This window comes from Furfurilactobacillus curtus (assembly GCF_054657915.1).
This window is the reverse complement of the sequence record NZ_BAAHXU010000001.1, coordinates 953,855-969,463: the sequence shown is the minus strand read 5'-3', so window position 1 is coordinate 969,463 and position 15,609 is coordinate 953,855. Positions and strand designations below refer to the sequence as shown.

General features: G+C 44.2%; 14 protein-coding genes. 10 read left to right on the top strand and 4 right to left on the bottom strand.

Features of this window, described 5'->3' with window-relative positions; translation table 11 throughout:
- Nucleotides 1-141 precede the first annotated feature (141 nt).
- From ACYQ0Y_RS04850 to ACYQ0Y_RS04825, 6 genes are all read left to right on the top strand, one after another.
- Nucleotides 142-1,536: an SLC45 family MFS transporter gene (locus ACYQ0Y_RS04850; RefSeq protein WP_407884676.1), complete on the top strand. Its 1,395-nt coding sequence runs from the start codon at nucleotides 142-144 to the stop codon at nucleotides 1,534-1,536.
- A gap of 33 nt (nucleotides 1,537-1,569) precedes the next feature.
- Nucleotides 1,570-3,273: a glycoside hydrolase family 13 protein gene (locus ACYQ0Y_RS04845; RefSeq protein ID WP_407884678.1), complete on the top strand. Its 1,704-nt coding sequence runs from the start codon at nucleotides 1,570-1,572 to the stop codon at nucleotides 3,271-3,273.
- Nucleotides 3,274-3,369: 96 nt separating this feature from the next.
- Nucleotides 3,370-3,960 (top strand): TMEM175 family protein, encoded by a 591-nt coding sequence (locus tag ACYQ0Y_RS04840; protein ID WP_407884680.1) that lies wholly within the window; start codon nucleotides 3,370-3,372, stop codon nucleotides 3,958-3,960.
- Nucleotides 3,961-4,621: 661 nt separating this feature from the next.
- Nucleotides 4,622-6,040, top strand: coding sequence for an amino acid permease (locus ACYQ0Y_RS04835; protein WP_407884682.1), 1,419 nt, complete (start codon nucleotides 4,622-4,624; stop codon nucleotides 6,038-6,040).
- A 179-nt stretch (nucleotides 6,041-6,219) separates the two neighbouring features.
- A complete protein-coding gene (locus tag ACYQ0Y_RS04830) occupies nucleotides 6,220-7,266 on the top strand; it encodes an LLM class flavin-dependent oxidoreductase (RefSeq protein ID WP_407884684.1) in 1,047 nt (348 codons plus the stop codon).
- A gap of 2 nt (nucleotides 7,267-7,268) precedes the next feature.
- Nucleotides 7,269-7,952 carry an NADPH-dependent F420 reductase gene (locus ACYQ0Y_RS04825; protein WP_407884686.1) on the top strand — a complete coding sequence of 228 codons (684 nt, stop codon included), beginning with the start codon at nucleotides 7,269-7,271 and terminating at the stop codon, nucleotides 7,950-7,952.
- A gap of 68 nt (nucleotides 7,953-8,020) precedes the next feature.
- Here ACYQ0Y_RS04825 and rpiA read toward each other — a convergent pair whose 3' ends face one another.
- Together rpiA and ACYQ0Y_RS04815 are read right to left on the bottom strand one after the other, a co-directional pair.
- Nucleotides 8,021-8,701, bottom strand: coding sequence for a ribose-5-phosphate isomerase RpiA (gene rpiA / locus ACYQ0Y_RS04820; RefSeq protein ID WP_407884739.1), 681 nt, complete (start codon nucleotides 8,699-8,701; stop codon nucleotides 8,021-8,023).
- A 26-nt stretch (nucleotides 8,702-8,727) separates the two neighbouring features.
- The gene (locus ACYQ0Y_RS04815; RefSeq protein ID WP_407884688.1) at nucleotides 8,728-8,994 is read right to left on the bottom strand and encodes a GNAT family protein; all 267 of its coding nucleotides are present in this window, start codon (nucleotides 8,992-8,994) and stop codon (nucleotides 8,728-8,730) included.
- A gap of 303 nt (nucleotides 8,995-9,297) precedes the next feature.
- Between ACYQ0Y_RS04815 and ACYQ0Y_RS04810 the strand changes: the two genes are divergently transcribed.
- From ACYQ0Y_RS04810 to ACYQ0Y_RS04800, 3 genes are all read left to right on the top strand, one after another.
- Nucleotides 9,298-9,843, top strand: coding sequence for a dCTP deaminase/dUTPase family protein (locus ACYQ0Y_RS04810; RefSeq protein ID WP_407884690.1), 546 nt, complete (start codon nucleotides 9,298-9,300; stop codon nucleotides 9,841-9,843).
- Nucleotides 9,844-9,955: 112 nt separating this feature from the next.
- A complete protein-coding gene (radA, locus tag ACYQ0Y_RS04805) occupies nucleotides 9,956-11,326 on the top strand; it encodes a DNA repair protein RadA (protein WP_407884692.1) in 1,371 nt (456 codons plus the stop codon).
- 35 nt (nucleotides 11,327-11,361) lie between these two features.
- The gene (locus ACYQ0Y_RS04800) at nucleotides 11,362-12,552 is read left to right on the top strand and encodes a PIN/TRAM domain-containing protein (protein WP_407884694.1); all 1,191 of its coding nucleotides are present in this window, start codon (nucleotides 11,362-11,364) and stop codon (nucleotides 12,550-12,552) included.
- Between the two features lie 42 nt (nucleotides 12,553-12,594).
- Here ACYQ0Y_RS04800 and ACYQ0Y_RS04795 read toward each other — a convergent pair whose 3' ends face one another.
- Nucleotides 12,595-13,044, bottom strand: coding sequence for a DUF3021 domain-containing protein (locus ACYQ0Y_RS04795; RefSeq protein WP_407884696.1), 450 nt, complete (start codon nucleotides 13,042-13,044; stop codon nucleotides 12,595-12,597).
- On the bottom strand, nucleotides 13,041-13,487 hold the full coding sequence (locus tag ACYQ0Y_RS04790; protein ID WP_407884698.1) for a LytTR family DNA-binding domain-containing protein: 447 nt from the start codon (nucleotides 13,485-13,487) through the stop codon (nucleotides 13,041-13,043). The genes ACYQ0Y_RS04795 and ACYQ0Y_RS04790 overlap by 4 nt, the downstream gene beginning before the upstream one ends.
- Nucleotides 13,488-14,053: 566 nt before the next feature.
- Between ACYQ0Y_RS04790 and gltX the strand changes: the two genes are divergently transcribed.
- Nucleotides 14,054-15,541 carry a glutamate--tRNA ligase gene (gltX, locus tag ACYQ0Y_RS04785; RefSeq protein WP_407884699.1) on the top strand — a complete coding sequence of 496 codons (1,488 nt, stop codon included), beginning with the start codon at nucleotides 14,054-14,056 and terminating at the stop codon, nucleotides 15,539-15,541.
- The last annotated feature ends 68 nt before the right edge of the window (nucleotides 15,542-15,609 follow it).

Genomic DNA, 15,609 nt, shown 5'->3' with positions numbered 1-15,609 from the left:
CTTTTATAGATTTTACACAAACGTTTGTGTTTCTTTCAAAATGGTATTGTAACCGGTTTCATAAGATGGTATTTTAGTTTACGTAAACGTTTACTCAAATTTAGATTAACGGCTTGATGAAGTCGATTGGAGGAATCTAACATGGCACTTAATGCCACTCAGGAAGCAACTACGGGTGAGATCCCGGCGACCCACGAATTACCGCGGCTCAGTTTAGCAAAGGTGTTTGCGATGACGTTTGGCTTTTTTGGCGTCAACATGGCATTTTCACTACAGTCCTCACAAATGGGACGCATTTTTCAAACGATCGGCGCTGACCCAACCAAATTAGGATTTTTCTTTATCCTGCCACCATTGGCTGGTATGGTTGTACAACCGCTGATCGGGAAGTATTCGGACCGCACGTGGAATCGATTTGGGCGACGGATGCCGTACTTGTTAATTGGAGCACCGATTGCGGCCATCGTCATGATTTTATTGCCCAATGCAGGTTCGTTTGGATTTGGCTACGGCTCATTGGCGGCCTTACTATTTGGCGCTTTCACGATCTTGTTTATGGATTTATCTTCAAACGTCTGTATGCAACCCTTTAAGATGATTATTGGTGATATGGTGAATGAAGATCAAAAGGATTTGGCTTGGTCTTGGCAACAATCATTTTCCAACTTAGGCGGAGTGGTTGCGACGATCGCTCCCTTCGTGTTGACGATTTTCGGGGTGGCCAATATTGCCCCGAAAGGCCAAGTACCAGCTACTGTCAAATGGGCCTTTTACATTGGCGCGGCAGTCTTATTGTTAACGTCTTTGTACACCATTTTGTCAGTGAAAGAATACGAACCAACAACTTATGCGCGTTATCATCAGATGAACGAGAATCAGTTAAAAACTAAGCAGCCAAGCCTCTGGTCACTCGTCAAAAAGGCGCCTAAAGCATTTTGGGAAGTCTCGTTTGTGCAATTATTTGCTTGGTTTGCGTTCCAATACTTGTGGACCTATAGTACCGGTGCGATTGCAGCGAATGTTTGGCATACGAGCGATCCAACCTCTGCCGGCTATCAGGCAGCTGGTAACTGGTATGGAATTTTAACCTGTGTGCAATCCATTGCAGCCGTTGTTTGGGGGATGTTGATCCTATCTAGAACACGCCCCAATCAGCGGAAACTTTGGTACCGGATTGGATTAGGTATGGGTGGTGTAGGGTTCATCGCCGTCTTTATGATTCATAGTCAATGGTTACTCATTTTGCCGTTTTGCTTGATTGGGATCAGTTATTTAACGATGCAAACCCAGGCTTTCTCACTCTTCACCGAAGCGTTAGATGGAACTAATGAAGGCGCCTATATGGGGTTGTTCAATTGCGGCATTTGTTTGCCACAGATCATCGCCTCGGTAGCCAGCTTTGCATTATTCCCATTCGTTGGTAAATCAATGCCAGCCATGATTTTTGTTGGTGGCGTGGCCTTACTATTAGGCGTTTTAGCCGTGAGCGTCATTCATCCGGTCTTATCAGACAAAACGAGCGCAATCAATAATTAATGTTATTTTTGGCAGAAATTGAGGAGGAACATCATGATTCAACAAAAAGTTGCCACGCATCAGTGGTTTCAAGATTCAGTCGTTTATCAAATCTATCCGCGAAGCTTTCAAGATAGCAACCATGACGGAATTGGTGATTTAAATGGCATTCGCAGTCGGCTAGATTATTTACAGAAACTCGGCGTTGATGTGCTGTGGTTAAATCCAATTTACAAATCGCCGGATAAAGATAATGGCTATGACATCGCTGACTATGAGGCGATTCAACCGGTCTTTGGGACGATGACTGATTTTGATCAATTATTGGCCGACATTCATGAACATGGCTTAAAGCTGATGATGGATCTGGTGGTCAACCATACCTCTGATCAGCACAAGTGGTTTCAAGCTAGTAAGCAATCACAAGACAATCCATTTAGTGATTTCTATATTTGGCGTGATCCAGTAGATGGACATGAACCAAATAATTGGGGATCATACTTTGGTGGGCCAGCGTGGACCTATGTTCCAGAGCGAGGCCAGTATTACTTACATTTGTTTGCACCAGGACAGCCTGATCTGAATTGGGAAAATCCTGCTGTTCGTGAGCATGTCTACGACTTGATGCGCTTTTGGCTAGATAAAGGCGTTGATGGGTTTCGGATGGATGTCATTAACTTTATTTCAAAACCGGCTGGCCTCCCAGATGCGCCACAACCCACCGGTGCTAAGTATGGGAATGTGGAACCGATGGTGGCTGATGGGCCATTGTTAAATGATTATTTACAGGAAATGAATCGTGAAGTGCTCAGCCACTACGATGTCATGACTGTCGGCGAAATGCCAAGTTCGGTGCCAGCAGATGTCGTCAATTATGCCAATTTAAACGGTTCCGAACTGAATATGGTCTTCCAATTCGAACATGTGACCTTGGCAGCTAATCCAGATGCGCGGTTGGGCAAATGGAATGATCAGTCAGTGAAATTAGTTGACTTGAAACATGCGTTGAATCATTGGGAAATGGATTTAGATGGCAAAGGGTGGAACAGTCTATACTGGAACAATCATGATCAACCACGGGCTGTATCACGATTTGCAACGGATGATCCAAAATATCGAGTGGCAGCAGCCAAGATGTTAGGGGGGACGCTACATTTCCTGCAAGGTACGCCGTACGTGTACGAAGGCGAAGAAATCGGGATGACTAATGCGCACTTTACCGAGTTAACCCAATATGAGGATTTAGAATCGATTAACGGTTATCATCAAATTGTTGATGAAGAACGGGCAACAGATGCCACCCATATGTTGAAATACTTGGAAAATATTTCACGCGATAACGCCAGAACCCCGATGCAATGGGATGCGAGCCAAAACGCTGGTTTTTCTGACGCGACACCATGGTTTGGCTTAAATCAAAATTACGTCCAAATTAATGTCGCGACAGCCTTAGCTAAACAAGATTCTGTCTTTTATTTCTACCAAAAATTAATCCAGTTACGGCATCAATATGCCATCATCCGCTATGGTTCATTTGAACCATTGGATGAAGAAGATCCGCAAGTTTATGCTTATCGTCGGCACCTAGATGGGCAGACTTTACTTGTTGAAAGTAACTTCACGACTGATACATTGACCCGTAATTATGATCATCCTGGGAATGCGACCGTTCTAATTGATAACTATGGTCAAGATGCTGGGCAGACCTTGCGGCCATACGAAATGAAGGCCTACTTGTACTCAGATGCTGAGAATTAAATTGTCGATCAGGTGTAAAATCGCGTGATGTTATTTGTTAAATTGATTCCCTGTTGAGGCATAATAATCATATTATGTGAATCATGGGGGACAATAATGAACAAGAGTCGTGTTGAGGCATTTATCGATGCAATTATTGCCATCGTGTTAACGGTATTGATTTTGGAAATTCATGTGCCAAATAAGCCTAGTCTACAGGTGTTTTTTAGTGAGTGGCGGATGGCTTTCTCATACTTGATGACGTTTATTCTAGTGATGTTTAGCTGGTATGTGCAGCACGGCATGTTTTTAACGATTAAACGAGTGAAGTTACCGGGTTTCATTGGCATCAGTATTTGGTTGTTCTTTCTATCATTTCTGCCGGTGACAACCTCCTTTGTCGGCCGTTTTCCACAATACTGGGGTGCTGAACTGGTTTATATTGTTGAAAATATCATTTGGCTATTGTCTGCTCAGTTGATGGCATACTTACTGAGTCGTGATAATCAGGACGTTCCTGGATTAGCCGCCTTTACGCAGCGTCAGGGCGGTCGGTACATGCTAATTGGCAATGGTCTATGGGATATTATCGCCATTGCGGGTATCTTTGTTCTGCCAGAAATCGGAGTGTTGACGCCGATAGCAACAGTCGTCGTTCAAATTATCGCGGACCGATTGCATCGAAGAAGATTAGCTAGACTTGGTTGATGGTTAAAACCATGCTTGAGCTTATGCTCCTACGTAAACGTGCTCGCCAGACTTGAGCCCTGTGCACAACCAGCAATCACTACCGGGTGAAACCCACCCGTCCGTGATTTCCAGTTGTTGCTCGGCCTCACCCGGTCTGGCTCACACTCTGGTGTAAACGTGCTCGCCAGACTTGAGCCCTGTGCACAACCAACAACCACAACCGGGCCAACAATGCCCAATTGTGATTGTCCGTTGTTGCTCGGCCTCACCCGGTCTGGCTCACACTCTGGTGTAAACGTGCTCGCCAGACCTGAGCCCTGTGCACAACCAGCAATCACTACCGGGTGAAACCCACCCGTCCGTGATTTTCTGTTGTTGCTCGGTCTCACCCAGTCTGGCTCACACTCTGATAAAAAAGTCCTTGCATTAGAATTTGATAAGTAGTATTTTAATAATCAAACAAAACGGGAGGCGTTGTCATGATGAAATTAAATAATGAAATCAACCACAACGCCGCAATCAGCAGCACAACATCCTCCTCAACCACAGTCTGGTGGTTGGGGGTTTTGTGATGCACGCGTTGCATGATAAAACGGCCAACCACGACACCTGAAAAGGTGGCAGGGTTGGCCGTTTTATTTTTCTCTTAACAAAGACAGGTCCCAGAGGAGAGCAGCTTATGGATAAAAAAACGGTAGAGCCAACGTTAAAACGTTCATTAACGTCAAACCAAATGCAAATGATTGCGCTAGGAGGCACCATTGGTGTCGGTCTATTTTTAGGCTCTACCGCCACCATCAAGTGGACAGGGCCATCAGTTTTACTTGCATATGCTTTCGTAGGATTTTTATTGTACTTAGTGATGCGAGCGTTAGGTGAAATGATTTACGTTAATCCAACGACGGGTTCGTTTGCTGATTATGCTAGTCATTATATTCATCCTGTTGTCGGTTACTTGACCAAGTGGAGTAACGTATTCCAATTCGTGGTTGTTGGTATTAGTGAAGTAATCGCCGTTGGTCAATATCTAAGTTATTGGTGGCCAAATGTACCGCAGTGGTTGGCCGGCGTGGTAGTGATTATTATGCTAACATTGGCTAATTTAGCCTCGGCACGCGCGTATGGCACGTTGGAATTTTATTTTGCCATGATTAAAGTCGTTACCATTATTATTATGATTGTGATCGGGATTTTAGTTATTTTCTTTGGCCTAGGTAACCACTGGCATGCGATTGGGCTAAGTAATCTGTGGGCTCATGGTGGTTTCTTTACCGGTGGTGTTAAAGGCTTCATCTTTGCAATGTCAGTAGTCGTTGGCTCATATCAAGGAATTGAGTTACTCGGAATTACCGCTGGTGAAGCAGCCAATCCGAAACACGCGATTGTTGCGGCCGTTAAATCAATCGTTTGGCGAATTTTAATTTTCTACGTTGGAGCTATTTTTGTCATCGTAACCATTTTTCCGTGGAACCAGTTGTCGGCTTTAGGTTCACCATTTGTGGAAACATTCTCGAAAGTCGGCATTGCCGGAGCGGCTGGTATCATTAACTTTGTGGTCTTGACCGCCGCAATGTCAGGGGCTAATTCAGGTATCTATAGCTCAAGTCGAATGTTATATAAATTAGGTCATGACGATGAAACTTGGCGGGGCTTCAGCAAGTTATCGCGTCATTATGTGCCACGCCGTGCGACTTTAGCCATTTCGGCCGGAATTTTTATTGGCTTGACGTTGAACACACTATTAGCAAATTACAGTCATGCGTCAGCTAACTTATTTGTGATCGTTTATAGTTCAAGTGTGCTCCCAGGAATGGTACCATGGTTCGTTATTTTAATCGCCGAATTACGTTTTCGAAAGGTTCATCCAGATGCGATGGCAGAACATCCGTTTAAGATGCCGTGGTATCCATTTTCAAACTACTTTACGATTGCCGCGTTGTTAATTATTTTAGTGTTCATGTTTTTGAATCCGGATACGCGTCTTTCAGTATCAGTCGGGATCGTCGTCTTGGTCTTACTAACGTTACTGTATTACGTTCGGTTATGGCGTAATAAAAAGAATGTTGAGGCCAAGGAAGGATCTTCAGAAGATTTTTAGGTAATCATCATTTCCAAACTAAACCGCCATGAGCCGGATATTAGCCAAGCAATGCCGCTTGTCGACTGATGTCTTGCTTTTGACGGTTTTATTTTTGACTAGAAGGATTGCTTTTTTTAATAAGATGACGTATTCTAACGTTATTCACTTACAAAAAGTAAGTAATGGGAGGATCGGTTATGGTAGACGTAAATAAATTACAATTCGGGGTTGAAACCTTTGGGGACATCGTTGCTAAAGAAGATGGCAGCTTGTTAACCGCGGGTGAATCCATTCGGCAAATCGTTAAGGAAGGCGAGCTTGCTGACAAGTTGGGAATTGATGTAATTGGCGTTGGTGAACACCATCGACCGGACTACAGTGTGTCGAGCCCAGAGATTGTCTTAGGCGCAATCGCCGCAGTGACTAATCACATTAAGTTGGCTACTGCAGTGACAGTGTTGAGTTCTGATGATCCGGTTCGCGTGTATGAACGTTTTGCGACATTGGAAGGTTTATCAGCCGGCCGGGCCCAAGTGATGTTGGGACGAGGTTCGTTCACGGAATCTTTCCCGTTGTTTGGTTATGATCTAAAAGACTATGACGATTTGTTCAATGAAAAGTTAGCTTTGTATGATCAACTCATTAAAGAAAAACCAGTGACCTGGTCTGGTAAGTTTACCGAATCGCTTAAGGATCAAGATGTCTATCCAAAAACGGACTATGATGGGCTAGAGACCTATATCGGTATTGGTGGTTCACCGGAATCAATTATCCGAACAGCTAAATATGGTTACAAGGTAATTATTGCGATTATCGGTGGCCAAGCGGATCGATTCGCGCCTTATGTCGACCTTTACAAGAAGGCAGCCGAGCAGTTCCATCAACCAGTTCAGCCAGTTGCTGTTCATTCACACGGTTTTATTGCGGATGATGAAGATGAGGCCGTCGATGTGGCCTGGAAAAACATCAAGGCGAACTTTGACCGGATTGGTTTGACCCGGGGATGGGCACCAATGAGCCGTGAACAATTTGATAATGAAACTCAAGTTGGTTCATTTTATGTGGGTAATCCAGAACACGTCGCCCAGCGTATGGCGCGGACCATTAAACTGCTCGATTTGGGACGCTTTGACTTAGTTTATGGCGCTGGCAATCAGACAGCTGCTCAACGTGAACGCATGATTGAACTTTATGCGACCAAGGTGATTCCACGGGTTAAAGAACTGTTGGCGGAGGATAAGTGATCATGGCTGAAATTAAAACGGTTGGTATCTTAGGTGCCGGAAAGGTTGGCATCACCTTAGCGCAATTGGCACTCGCTGCCGGTTATAATGTACGGATCTCCGGTTCTGGATCGGTTCAAAAGATCGCATTGACGATTGAAACATTGGTGCCTGGCGCGGTGGCTGCGACTAATCAAGGTGTAGTTAATAAGAGCGATTTGATTATTTTAGCTATTCCACTGAGCCGTTATCAGAACATCAATCCCAAGCTTTTAAAAGATAAACTTGTAATTGATGCGATGAATTATTGGTGGGAAACTGATGGTATTCGGGAAGAAGTCCTCGATCCGTCGTCTACTTCTAGCGAGCAAGTCCAGGCTTATTTCAATAAGAGTACGATCGTCAAAACATTTAATCACATGGGCTATCACAATCTTCAAGACGACGCTCGCCCGCTAGGTGACCCAAAACGCAAAGCACTATTCGTAACTGGGGGCCAGCGTAAAGCTGTTGATGAAGTGGCTGACTTTGTTCAGGTTATGGGGTTTGATACGGTAATCCATTATCAGCTAGCCGATGGCATTATGACGGAACCAGGAAGCGAACTATTCGGAGCTAGTTTGTCAAAAGCAGACCTGGAACAGGTCATTGATCATTTTGATGAAACGGAATTTGGTCAGCAAATTACCCAAGCGCACCAACATTAATTAAAGATCTTTTCAAAAAAGGAACCAGCAAGCTTTGCCTGCTGGTTCCTTTTTTACGATTAATGTGATTAGCGAGCGTGTAACACTTCTGGTCCATCAGGCCGGCCAACAATCACCGTGTTGACCGTGTCTAAGAAAAGACCTTGCTCAACGACTCCCACCATTTGAATCAACTCACTGGCTAATTCATGGGGATGATCAATTTCACCTAAACTGAGATCCACCACGTAGTTTTTTGAATCAGTGAGGACGTGTTCACCGTTACGCATACGAACTTTCGGGTTGTAGCCCTTAGCAGCCAATTTTTTAACGACTTGGGAAGAGCCATAAGGGATCACTTCTAATGGCAGTGGAAAACTGCCTAATTTATGGGAAAGCTTGCTTTCGTCGACGATCCACATGTTCTTGGTTGAGTTAACGGCGACGATTTTTTCCCACAGATGGGCGGCGCCACCACCCTTGATTCCTTGGAAGTCGTCACTGATTTCGTCGGCACCATCAATGGTTAAATCAATGTGATCCACGTCATCAACACCTTGAACGGGGATTCCTAGTGAACGAGCCTGTTCACGTGTACGATCCGAAGTTGGGACACCAACCACGTTTAAACCTTCTTCTTGAACACGTTTGCCTAAGGCGTCTACCATGTACTTCACAGTGGAGCCGGTACCAAGGCCAACCACCATGCCGTCTTCAATAAAATCAACGGCGCGTTGGCCAACTTGCTGTTTTAGTTCATCTTGTGTCATTGCCATAATGAATTACTCCTTAACGATTAGCGAATTAGGGTTGGTTTATTGTGCCGCAAATACTGTCTAGCATACGGATCAAGGGGCAAGAGCTTCACGTGTTCCGCTTGAGCGAGGGCAGCAATGTGGTCAATCAGCTGACCAGCTAGTGCCTGACGATCTGGATAACTGTTTGCCACCCAAATATGTTCTACCGCCCAAGTCTGTGGATCAATAACGGGAAATGTGGCTGCGGCTGTAAGCCGATCATTTTCAATTAATGTTATCTGCTGCTGATCTCGTTGGAATTGCATGAATCTCCTACCAAATTATTCCGGCGGTATTAGTTTGTTTAATTGCCATGTACCATCCTATCATAATTCATGCTCAGTGTTTTGCTCTGATTTTTTTGTCGAGCTACACAAGCCTGATGTCTGTGCCTAGTCTAGGCCGACCAATTGGCAAGAAGCGCCAATCAGTCCACCTCAACTAGTGCTCGACATCACCCAGCTTGTTTTGCTCTGATTTTTTGAGAATAGCAGAATGCTATCATCTCCAGAGGGCTTACTCTATAATGAAAGGTAAGTGACTAAATTAACTAAATGAGGTGCAATTTAATGGCAAAGACACGTGGTTTTGAGGTGGTCAAACGGTTGGCAGACGATCCAGTACCGCTACCACAACGGCAAACAAAAGCTGCTGCCGGTTATGATCTAGCAGCTGTGAGCGATTTTACCTTACCATCAATTTGGCGTGGACACTTTTTAAAGGCTTTGTGGCATATGCGACATGGTAAGGCGCTAACACCAGAGCTGTTAACGACAGCTGATCAAGAATTGAAGCCCTTTTTAGTTCCCACGGGGATTAAGGCTTTTATGCAGCCAGATGAGGTCCTTTTGCTCGTGAACCGTTCATCTGGGCCCTTAAAGCGTCGTTTAATTTTGCCAAACGGGGTTGGGGTGATCGATGCGGATTACTATAGCAATGATAGCAACGACGGTGAAATTTTTGTCCAACTGATCAATTATGGACTGACTGACGTGACGATCAAAAAAGGTGAACGAATCGCTCAAGGAATTTTTGTGCCATTCTTAACCATCGACGGTGAAACCACACCCCAGATGGAACGCAATGGGGGTTTCGGTTCTTCAGGAAAACATTAAAGATTAAGAAAATTCAAATCGGTTGCGAACTAATTGCACTCAGGCGGGCATGTGGTAGACTGTAATTATTGATTGGTTAACATTGGTCAAACTTGTATGAAAGGAAACAATTGTGGCGAAAACAAAAACCCAATTTGTCTGTCAAAACTGTGGCTATTCCTCACCACGCTATTTAGGGCGCTGTCCAAATTGTGGCGAGTGGAATACGTTAGTTGAAGAAAAGATTAGTGACGATATTCCTAATCGTAAAGCGCGGGTTAGTTTTACTGGTCAGACAGCGACGGCTCAACCAATTAAGGACGTCAGCTTAGCTGAAGTACCCCGTGTGAAAACAGCGCTAAAAGAATTTAATCGCGTGTTAGGCGGCGGCGTGGTTCCTGGGTCACTAGTTTTAATCGGTGGGGATCCAGGAATTGGTAAATCAACGCTGTTAACGCAAGTTTCCGGACAATTAAACGATACTGGAGGCCGAGTACTATACGTTTCTGGCGAAGAGAGTGCCACCCAAATTAAAATGCGTGCGGATCGTTTAGGCGTTGGTGGTGATGAATTTTATTTGTATCCTGAGACGGATATGAATAATATTCGCGAACAGATTACCGCCTTAGACCCCAAATTTGTCATCATTGATTCTGTCCAAACGATGCAAGAACCGGATATTACTTCGGCAGTCGGTTCTGTGGCCCAGATTCGTGAAGTGACAGCGGAATTGATGCAGATCGCCAAAACGAATCAAATTACAATTTTTATTGTTGGTCATGTGACGAAAGGTGGCGCGATTGCTGGGCCAAAGATTTTAGAGCACATGGTTGATACAGTCCTGTACTTTGAAGGTGATTTGCACCACACGTACCGCATTCTGCGGGCCGTCAAAAATCGTTTTGGCTCTACGAACGAGTTAGGAATCTTTGAAATGCGTGAAGATGGACTGCGCGAAGTGGCAAATCCATCCGAAATCTTCTTAGAGGAACGGTTGTCCGGGGCGACTGGATCCGCGATCGTCGTGTCAATGGAAGGAACTCGACCGATTCTAGTCGAGGTACAGGCACTGATTACACCGTCTGTCTTTGGCAATGCGCAACGGACTGCTCAAGGACTTGATCGTAATCGAGTTTCTTTGATCATGGCAGTGCTCGAGAAACGCGCTAACTTGATGCTACAAAACCAAGATGCTTACTTGAAAGCAGCTGGTGGTGTCAAGTTAGATGAGCCAGCAATTGACTTAGCGATTGCCGTCTCAATTGCTTCGAGTTACCGTGATAAAGAAACACGATCAAGTGATAGCTTTGTTGGCGAAGTCGGCCTAACTGGTGAAATTCGCCGGGTGAATCGGATTGAGCAACGTGTCGCCGAGGCGCAAAAGTTAGGTTTTAAACGTATTTTTGTTCCAAAAAACAACTTACAGGGCTGGACCCCACCGTCTAATATTGAGGTTGTGGGCGTTACGACCATCAGCGAAGCATTGAAGCTAGCGCTGGCCTAGCACGTCGTTAGTTGACTTGAAGGGAGGTGAAAACAATGAAAATGACCAAAAGACTTGTGATTCAATTATTATTTGTGATTGCTGGAATCGGGGCAGGCTTTCGTTTTCTCCCAGTGTTTTGGGGGCTCGTCGGTTTGTCTGGTAATGGCTTGATCAATAACTTTTTGACTAACATTGTGTTTGGTGCAATTATTCTGTATTTACTTTCGTTTCTGTTAGTCGGTTATATTGAAAAACTGGTGAATCGTGCGGAGAAATATTTAGCGAAGCAAAGCCCGATCTACTTACTGTTTGGTAGTTTGGGGACCATTGTCGGTTTGGTTTTTGCGATTTTGATCTCGACGATTTTCTTTCAAACGCCGATGTTTCTAACGAATACACTGATTCCGGTGGTGCTGATGCTGCTACTGGGATACTTAGGATTCCGGTTAGGCACAACGCGAACCGATGAGTGGCGGCGGTTATTTTCGCTCAGCTTTCGACGCAATAAACGAACCAATGAAAGCGGCGAAATCATTGATGAAAGTGAACCGAATTATCACCATTACAAAATTTTAGATACTAATATTTTGATTGACGGGCGAATTTACGACATCATCAAAACTGGTTTTCTCGAAGGCACCTTGTTAGTTCCTAATTTTGTGTTGCAGGAACTCCAATATATTGCGGATTCTAGTGACAGTATCAAACGTGTGCGCGGTCGGCGTGGACTGGATATTTTGAACAAGCTTCAAAATGAAAAGATTATGCCGATTGAAATGTACGAGGGTGATTTCAAAGACATCCCCGAGGTTGATGACAAGTTGATCGAATTGGCGAAACAGATGCAAGCAGTGGTGGTTACCAATGACTACAACTTGAATAAAGTGAGCCAATTTCAAAACGTACAGATCATGAATATCAATGCGTTAGCGAAATCGTTGAAGCCCCGAGTGATTCCGGGCGAACAGCTTAACGTGATGGTGGTCAAAAATGGGACGGAACGTCAACAGGGTGTAGCTTACTTGGATGATGGCACGATGGTTGTCGTGGAGGACGGTCGCTACTACATCAATGAACATCTTGACGTCACGGTAACAAGTGCCTTGCAGACGGATGCTGGCCGCATGATTTTCGCAAAACCAACACATTCAACGCGTGGGTTAAACGAAAAGCCCAGTAGCGGTGCACCAAAACCAAATTCAGCGCCATCTAAACCGAATAAGAAGAACTCACGGAAATCGTAATGTCAAAAAGCGCTGGCTTAACCCGGCGCTTTTTTGATCTAATCAAGATTGCTTAAACATACGGTTAAGTCGACGCACTTCGGCCTGGGCAATCGACATACTGATGAACCAAACGATAATGTAGATGACGAGATAAATAAGCGAAAATAGCGCAAGCCAAGCGATGGATTTTGGAAACCAGCCACAAAGGATGGCCAAGGGTGTAAATCCAAGATAGCTCAGCACAAAATGGCCTACAGTTTGGCGCGTTATACTCCATGAATCAACTTGGAAAAGTAGATTAGTTAAACTAAAGACGATGCCAATTAATGCCCATAAAACGCTAGAGACAATTGTGGCTATCAGTGGTGAGGAGAACTGTGCAATAAATGTCGGTGTTGAAGGTAAATAGCTTTGTGATCGATAAATGACAGAAAAAAATAAGCTGATTATGAAACCGACCGTAATACCTATTGGAATACCACACAAAATGGCTGCGATTATTTTTCTCATTTTAAAAAATCCTTTCGTAATCGTTGTGTGTATCGACGCGAAGCATAGCTGATCTCATCATTTTTGAAGATCACCTGAAACATTCCAGCACGGGTCAGCTTGAATTTTTTGATCCAACCACTGCGGACGAGTTCACTACTAGAAATTTGTAAAAAGGTAGGTGATGGCAACGCTTGAACTAATTGATAAATTGGTTTGTGAACGATATAGCGCTCTCCACTGTTTAGCTCCGCGACAACGCGTTTATCTTCAGTATACAATCGGCTAATTTGGAAGGCCGAAACTAACTTAGTTTCGTGACCGCGATAACCGATTAATTGCCAAGGGGCAGTTAAATCTTTGATTGCTTGACCTAACTGCAGGATTTCTGGAGTCTTCATGGGGGCGTGGATTGTGATATAAGGTTCGAGAATACTTGAAACAAATGCAAATGAGATTTTCATGGCATCACCATCTTTCTAAATTATTGTTAACATACCGCAATGATGTTCTTAGCGACAAGCTTTGTAGATAAGTGGTTGTTTTAGGGGATGACTGGTCAGATTACCTCTATCGGAAGAAAGAATGCGCAAAAAACGTTTGATGAATGCCTGATCAAAAATCCAATCGGATTTGGAACACCAATAAAGCTTATCAGAGGTTGCTGGAGGGCAAAGCGGTCTACTGGTTGGTATAAAGATCGGCAGTGTTATTCTTCACATCGAGTTATAAACGGACAAGATGCTTTTAGATTGGCCAACAGTGAGCGATATTGCCAGAGCTTAATCTTGATACTATTCTAAACTGCCAAGATACTAAACTTTCGCGTAAACGTGCTCACCAGACCTGAGCCCTGTGCACAACCAACAACCACTACCGGGTGAAGCCACCCGTCCGTGATTTCCAGTTGTTGCTCGGTCTCAAGCCAGTCTGGTTCACACTCTCTGGGCCAGGCGTTATTGAAAAAGCCTGCCCAAAAAGGTAACATAAATGGCAGACACACTAATTTATTAAGAAAGAGGCGCTGATTGTGGCCAAGGATAAAATTCGGGTGCGTTATGCACCGTCACCAACCGGACATTTGCATATTGGAAATGCCCGAACCGCGTTATTTAACTACTTATTTGCGCGGCATAACAACGGAACGTTTGTGATTCGGATTGAAGATACTGATACGAAACGAAACGTGGCTGACGGTGAAAAAAGTCAGTTAGACAACTTGAAATGGCTGGGAATTGACTGGGATGAAGGTCCTGACAAACCTGGTGACTTTGGCCCTTATCGGCAATCTGAACGTAAAGAGATTTATGTAAAGCTGATCCAGGATTTGCTTGACCAAGGGTTGGCCTATAAATCATACAAGACTGAGGAAGAATTGGCTGCTGATCGAGAACGTCAGCAGGCAAATAAGCAAGCGCCGCACTATGTTTATGAATATGAAGGCATGAGTGATGAAGAAATTGCGGCAGCTCAAGCGAAGTCTGAAGCTGATGGGTTAACACCGGTCGTCCGTTTTCGCGTGCCAAAGAATCGTGACTACGCATGGGAAGACATTGTTAAGGGGCATATTTCCATCAACTCAGATACCATCGGTGGCGATTGGGTGATCCAAAAGCGTGATGGGATGCCGACCTATAACTTTGCTGTTGTGGTTGACGATCATTTGATGGAAATCAGTCACGTTTTACGTGGAGACGATCATATTGCCAATACGCCAAAACAATTGATGATTTATGAAGCGTTCGGCTGGGAAGCACCAATTTTTGGTCACATGACGCTGATTATTAATACTGAAACTGGTAAAAAATTATCGAAACGTGACGAAACAGTCCTTCAATTCATTGAACAGTATCGTGAATTGGGCTACTTGCCTGATGCAATGTTAAATTTCATTACCTTATTAGGTTGGTCACCGGTGGGTGAAAATGAAATTTTCACGCAAAAGGAACTGATCAAAATGTTTGATGAAAAGCGCTTATCAAAATCGCCAGCTAAGTTTGATGGCAAAAAGCTAGAATGGATCAACAATCAATACGTGAAGGCAGCTCCTGAAGATGAAATCTTTGACAGCAGCTTACAAGAGTTGATTCGGGCTGGCTTGGTTGAAAATGATCCAAACCAATTACACCTGGAATGGGTACGCAAGTTGGTAAGCCTTTACAAACAACAAATGTCCTACACAGCGCAAATCGTGGACATGAGTAAGGATGTCTTCTTCCAAGAACCGGCTCAAATCACGGATGAAGCCAAAGAAGAGTTGGCTGCCGATACCGCGAAGACGGTGCTGACCGAATTCGTTCAACGAGCTGATAAGTTAGCTGTATTTGATGCTTATCAGATTCAAAAGACAATTAAGGAAATCCAAAAAGACACCAAAATTCGTGGACGCGCGCTATACATGCCACTGCGAATTGCGGCGACTCACGAAATGCATGGGCCACAATTACCAGAATCAATGGAGTTGTTAGGTCGTAAAGCAACCATACGAAACATGCAGGCCATTATTGAATCATTATAAAAATTTTGCTAAGAAGCCATCATTCAGCAGGATGTTACACTGGATGATGGTTTTTGTGTGGGAAAATT

What these genes read in the sequence shown, in the direction of transcription:
- ACYQ0Y_RS04850 (WP_407884676.1), top strand. Translation starts at nt 142, where the DNA reads ATGGCACTTAATGCCACTCAGGAAGCAACTACGGGTGAGATCCCGGCG.
- ACYQ0Y_RS04845 (WP_407884678.1), top strand. Translation starts at nt 1,570, where the DNA reads ATGATTCAACAAAAAGTTGCCACGCATCAGTGGTTTCAAGATTCAGTC.
- ACYQ0Y_RS04840 (WP_407884680.1), top strand. Translation starts at nt 3,370, where the DNA reads ATGAACAAGAGTCGTGTTGAGGCATTTATCGATGCAATTATTGCCATC.
- ACYQ0Y_RS04835 (WP_407884682.1), top strand. Translation starts at nt 4,622, where the DNA reads ATGGATAAAAAAACGGTAGAGCCAACGTTAAAACGTTCATTAACGTCA.
- ACYQ0Y_RS04830 (WP_407884684.1), top strand. Translation starts at nt 6,220, where the DNA reads ATGGTAGACGTAAATAAATTACAATTCGGGGTTGAAACCTTTGGGGAC.
- ACYQ0Y_RS04825 (WP_407884686.1), top strand. Translation starts at nt 7,269, where the DNA reads ATGGCTGAAATTAAAACGGTTGGTATCTTAGGTGCCGGAAAGGTTGGC.
- rpiA (WP_407884739.1), bottom strand. Translation starts at nt 8,701, where the DNA reads ATGACACAAGATGAACTAAAACAGCAAGTTGGCCAACGCGCCGTTGAT.
- ACYQ0Y_RS04815 (WP_407884688.1), bottom strand. Translation starts at nt 8,994, where the DNA reads ATGCAATTCCAACGAGATCAGCAGCAGATAACATTAATTGAAAATGAT.
- ACYQ0Y_RS04810 (WP_407884690.1), top strand. Translation starts at nt 9,298, where the DNA reads ATGGCAAAGACACGTGGTTTTGAGGTGGTCAAACGGTTGGCAGACGAT.
- ACYQ0Y_RS04800 (WP_407884694.1), top strand. Translation starts at nt 11,362, where the DNA reads ATGAAAATGACCAAAAGACTTGTGATTCAATTATTATTTGTGATTGCT.
- ACYQ0Y_RS04795 (WP_407884696.1), bottom strand. Translation starts at nt 13,044, where the DNA reads ATGAGAAAAATAATCGCAGCCATTTTGTGTGGTATTCCAATAGGTATT.
- ACYQ0Y_RS04790 (WP_407884698.1), bottom strand. Translation starts at nt 13,487, where the DNA reads ATGAAAATCTCATTTGCATTTGTTTCAAGTATTCTCGAACCTTATATC.